Raw genomic sequence first — 4,066 nt, forward strand, 5'->3', positions numbered from 1 at the left:
CGCGAAGTGGTTCACCTTCGGCTGGGTCGCCGTGCTCGGGGTGACCGCGTGCACCCTGTGCGGCATCGCGATCTCGTCGCTGGACCTCTTCGACCGAGCTCGGCTCGCGCCGGGACAGGTCGATGCCCAGCTCCTCAGCGGCCCGGAACACCTCGTCGTCGGTCTCGCGCATTTCCAGGGCCACACCGTCGCTGGAGAGCACCTCAACGTTGAGGCACAGCGACTGCAGCTCCTTGAGCAGCACCTTGAACGACTCCGGGATGCCCGGCTCCGGGATGTTCTCGCCCTTGACGATGGCCTCGTAGACCTTCACTCGGCCAAGCACGTCGTCGGACTTGATCGTGAGCAGCTCCTGCAGGGCGTAGGCAGCGCCGTACGCCTGCATCGCCCAGCACTCCATCTCACCGAAACGCTGACCACCGAACTGCGCCTTACCACCCAGCGGCTGCTGCGTGATCATCGAGTACGGGCCGGTCGAACGAGCGTGGATCTTGTCGTCGACCAGGTGGTTGAGCTTCAGGATGTAGACGTAGCCGACAGCGATCGGGTCCGGCAGCGGCTCACCGGAACGACCGTCGAACAGCTGCGCCTTGCCGGTACGACCGATCAGCTGCTTGCCGTCCCGGTTGGGCAGGGTCGACTCGAGCAGACCGGAGATCTCCTCCTCGCGAGCACCATCGAAGACCGGGGTGGCCACGTTGGTGTCGCCCTCGGACTCGTGCGCGTCGATCGAGCGCAGCTGACGCTTCCAGTCGGCGTCGTCACCCTCGACCTTCCAACCGGTCTTGGCGACCCAACCGAGGTGGGTCTCCAGCACCTGGCCGATGTTCATCCGGCTCGGCACACCGAGCGGGTTGAGCACGATGTCGACGGGGGTGCCGTCCTCAAGGAACGGCATGTCCTCGATCGGCAGGATCTTCGAGATGACACCCTTGTTGCCGTGCCGGCCGGCCAGCTTGTCGCCGTCCTGGATCTTGCGCTTCTGGGCGACGTAGACCCGGACCAGCTCGTTGACACCCGGCGGCAACTCGTCGCCGTCCTCGCGGGAGAACGTGCGCACACCGATGACCGTGCCGGTCTCGCCGTGCGGCACCTTCAGCGAGGTGTCCCGAACCTCACGCGCCTTCTCACCGAAGATCGCGCGGAGCAGGCGCTCCTCCGGGGTCAGCTCGGTCTCACCCTTGGGCGTGACCTTGCCGACCAGGATGTCACCGGGGACGACCTCGGCGCCGATCCGGATGATGCCGCGCTCGTCGAGGTCAGCGAGCATTTCCTCGCTGACGTTCGGGATGTCGCGGGTGATCTCCTCCGGACCGAGCTTGGTGTCCCGGGCGTCGACCTCGTGCTCCTCGATGTGGATCGAGGTGAGCACGTCCTGCTGCACGAGACGCTGCGACAGGATGATCGCGTCCTCGTAGTTGTGGCCCTCCCAGCACATGAACGCCACCAGCAGGTTGCGTCCGAGTGCCATCTCGCCCTCGTCGGTGCACGGACCGTCGGCGATGACCTGACCGGCCTCGACGCGGTCGCCCTCGAAGACGACCGGCTTCTGGTTGACGCAGGAGCCGGCGTTGGAGCGGCGGAACTTGTGCAGCAGGTACGTCCGGCGGTGGCCGTCATCCTGGTGGATGGTGACGTAGTCGGCGCAGAGATCCTCGATCACACCGCCGACCTCGGCGACCACCACGTCGCCAGCGTCGACAGCGGCCCGGTACTCCATGCCCGTACCCACGAGCGGCGCCTCGGCCTTGACCAGCGGCACTGCCTGGCGCTGCATGTTCGCGCCCATCAGTGCCCGGTTGGCGTCGTCGTGCTCGAGGAACGGGATCATGGCGGTCGCGACCGAGGTCATCTGCCGGGGCGAGACGTCCATGTAGTCGACGGCACCGGGGACGACGTCCTCGGTCTCGCCGCCCTTACGACGGCAGAGCACCCGGTCCTCGGCGAACGTGCCGTCAGCCTTCAGGCGCGCGTTGGCCTGGGCCTTGACGAACCGGTCCTCCTCGTCCGCGGTCAGGTAGTCGATCTGGTCGGTGACCCGACCCTCGACGACCTTCCGGTACGGCGTCTCGATGAAGCCGAACGGGTTGACCCGGGCGAAGGTGGACAGCGCGCCGATCAGGCCGATGTTCGGGCCTTCCGGCGTCTCGATCGGGCACATCCGGCCGTAGTGGGACGGGTGCACGTCGCGGACCTCGAAGCCGGCCCGCTCCCGGGACAGACCACCCGGGCCGAGCGCGCTCAGCCGACGCCGGTGGGTCAGGCCCGCCAGCGGGTTGGTCTGGTCCATGAACTGGGACAGCTGGGACGTCCCGAAGAACTCCTTGATCGCCGCCACCACCGGGCGGATGTTGATCAGGGTCTGCGGGGTGATCGCCTCGACGTCCTGCGTGGTCATCCGCTCGCGGACGACACGCTCCATCCGGGACAGGCCGACCCGAACCTGGTTCTGGATCAGCTCGCCCACGGTACGGAGGCGCCGGTTGCCGAAGTGGTCGATGTCGTCGGCCTCGTAGCCGTCCTCACCGGCGTGCAGCCGGCACAGGTACTCCACGGTGGCGACGATGTCGTCCTCGGTCAGCGTGCCGGTGGTGATCGGAACGCCGACTTCGAGCTTCTTGTTGAACTTGTAGCGCCCGACCTTGGCGACGTCGTACCTCTTCGGGTTGAAGAAGAGGTTGTCGAGCAGGGTCTGGGCGTTCTCGCGCGTCGGCGGCTCGCCAGGGCGCAGCTTGCGGTAGATGTCGAGCAGAGCCTCGTCGGCGCCGGCGATGTGGTCCTTCTCGAGCGTGGTCATCATCAGCTCGGACCAGCCGAACTTCTCACGGATCCGCTCGGCCGACCATCCGATGGCCTTCAGCAGGACGGTGACGGCCTGCCGACGCTTGCGGTCGATGCGTACGCCGACCGTGTCGCGCTTATCGATGTCGAACTCCAGCCAGGCACCCCGACTCGGGATGACCTTGACGCTGGAGAGGTCGCGGTCGGAGGTCTTGTCCGGCTGCTTGTCGAAGTACACGCCCGGAGACCGGACGAGCTGGCTGACCACGACGCGCTCGGTGCCGTTGATGACGAAGGTGCCCTTGGGCGTCATCATCGGGAAGTCACCCATGAACACCGTCTGGCTCTTGATCTCGCCAGTGGTGTTGTTGGTGAACTCCGCGGTCACGAAGAGCGGAGCGCAGTAGGTCAGGTCCTTCTCCTTGCACTCCTCGATCGAGGCCTTGACCTCGTCGAAGCGCGGCGCCGAGAAGGAGAGTGACATGGTGCCGGAGAAGTCCTCAATGGGACTGATCTCTTCAAGGATCTCCGCGAGACCCGATCGTGCGTGCGGGTCGTCCGCCGACCGGCCCTGCCAAGCCTCGTTGCCGACGAGCCAGTCGAAGGACTCGTTTTGAATGGCAAGGAGGTTGGGGACCTCGAGGTGTTCGGTGATCCTGCCGAATGAAACTCGGCGGGGAGCGAATGCGCTCGACGTACGACTGGTCTTCGCAGGGCGGGAAGCTGCCAAGATGCGTCCTTCCGAGGACCGGTGCTGCAGAACGGCTGGTACGCGTGCACTCCAATGACCCCACCAGAAATATCCGTAAACGGACATTTCCGAGCAGGGGTCAAGTCGGAAGGCAGCGCAAACTAGCAGTGTAGCCGAGAGGCTAACCGCTGTCCAGCCCACCCCGCAGGTTGTTTGCGGAGCGCGCCTCGGCCCCCGTCAACCGGGGTCTGCCGGGCCGCTCAGAACGCAACTCCCCACTGGGCCGCTCGGGTTACAGCGGCCGATGGTGCCGCCGCTGTCATACCCACGTCGTGGCCGTCGCAAGCGCGGTGTCTTGCTGGTGTCAGCGTGCCTGGCAGCCCCGGGCCGCGTCAAGGGCCGGTATCCGGGTTGTCCCTTGTTTCCCACTGGAGGGCGACCCGCCACGCTCGTTCGGGTCAAGGGTACCCATTGTCGGCGCCCAGCTCAGGACCGGTCGCAGCCAGTCCCACAAACACGGCGGGCGGGGTTGCCGGGGGGCTCAACCCCCCCCCGGGCGCGCTAGTGTGCCAGCCACAGAGCCCGGTCGCCGGT

General features: G+C 66.5%; 1 protein-coding gene. It reads right to left on the reverse strand.

Annotated features, from left to right (window positions below; translation table 11 throughout):
* Positions 1-3,436: DNA-directed RNA polymerase subunit beta (locus tag AB0C20_RS35445; RefSeq protein WP_357569650.1), on the reverse strand; the 3,436-nt coding region annotated here is incomplete at its 3' end.
* Between the last annotated feature and the right edge of the window lie 630 nt (positions 3,437-4,066).

The organism is Micromonospora sp. NPDC048843, from assembly GCF_040649965.1.
Lineage (GTDB): Bacteria > Actinomycetota > Actinomycetes > Mycobacteriales > Micromonosporaceae > Micromonospora > Micromonospora hortensis.